At 35.0% G+C, this 1,522-nt stretch carries 1 protein-coding gene; it reads right to left on the bottom strand.

The genetic code is table 11. The features are described from left to right. On the bottom strand, positions 1-1,522 hold a 1,522-nt coding region (locus WBN21_RS10780; protein WP_424200145.1), incomplete at both ends, for an efflux RND transporter permease subunit.

The raw sequence follows: 1,522 nt of genomic DNA, 5'->3' as shown, positions 1-1,522 counted from the left end.
GTCAAACAGAATAACAAATGCACCAATAACAACCGTTCCTGCTGTCAGCAAAATAGGTGTAGTACGTACTGCTCCTGCTTCGATTGCTGCTTGTTTAAGTGGCACACCTTCTGCAGTTCTTAAGTTGATGAAGTCAATTAGTAATACCGAATTCCGAACCATAATTCCTGCTAAAGCAATCATTCCGATGAACGATGTTGCAGTAAAAAATGCACCCATAATCCAATGTCCTAAAATAATTCCGATTAATGATAAAGGAATGGCAACCATCATAACAATTGGTGCTTTAAAGTTCTGGAACCAGCCTACAATTAATATGTAAATTAAGATTATGGCTCCCATAAAGGCAATACCTAAATCTCTAAATACTTCTAAGGTAATTTGCCATTCGCCATCCCATTTAACGGTGTAATCATCTTCAAAATCTGGCTGACCTAAATACATTTCATTTATCTCGAAGCCTTCTGGTAATGGGATTTCTTTTAGTTTTTCTTCCATTCCAAGTATGGCGTATGCTGGACTTTCTAATGCTCCTGCCATATCTGCCATCACATAAACTACACGTTTTTGGTTTTTTCTATAAATGCTTTTTGCAGCAGTAGTTTCTCTAATATCCACCAAATCTGCAATAGGAACCATATTGCCTTGATTCGATTTTACTTTTAATTGTGAAATATCTGTAATTGTAGATTTTTCCTTTTCATCTAATGCCAATACTAAACCAACTTGGTTTACTGAATCTTCATCATATAGATTTGTAATAGCTCTATTTGATAATGCCATATTCATAGTATATGTTATTTGTTGTGGGGCAACACCATATAACATGGCCTTTTCTTTGTTGATATCGAACTGATATTCTATTTGGTCATCTTCAACCATCCAATCAATATCAACCACATCATCTGTATTTTTTAGAATATTTTTAACGCTATTTGCTACCTTAATTTGCTCGTTATAATCTGGCCCATAAACTTCGGCTACAATAGTTGACATAACTGGTGGTCCTGGTGGCACTTCAACCAACTTTACATTCGCATTATATTTTGATGCAATTTTCTGAATATCTGGACGTAACAATTTTGCAATATCATGACTTTGAGCTGTACGATCTTCTTTGGCTAATAAATTTACTTGAATATCTGCCATATTGCTTCCGCCACGTAAATCGTAATGACGAACTAAACCATTGAAAGTAATTGGAGCAGAAGTACCAACATAGTTTTGGTAATTTACTACTTCAGGACGTGTCGATAAATATTGAGAGATCTCTTGCGTTACAACTCCAGTACGTTCAAGCGTAGTACCTTCTGGCATATCAATAACTACTTGGAATTCGTTCTTGTTATCAAAAGGCAACATTTTTACTGCAACCGAATTGGTGAAAAACAATACCATAGTTCCCATTAACACAGTAAATGTTAATCCTAAAAATAACCAACGCTTCGATTTGCTTTCTAATAATGGGCGTTCAAACTTGTTGTAAATTCTATAAATAAGTGTGTCTTCAACTGGTTTTTCA

It is taken from the genome of Algibacter sp. (genome assembly GCF_049667265.1).
Lineage (GTDB): Bacteria > Bacteroidota > Bacteroidia > Flavobacteriales > Flavobacteriaceae > Algibacter_B.
The sequence above is the reverse complement of the archived record's forward strand: the minus strand, read 5'-3'. Positions and strand labels throughout refer to the sequence as shown.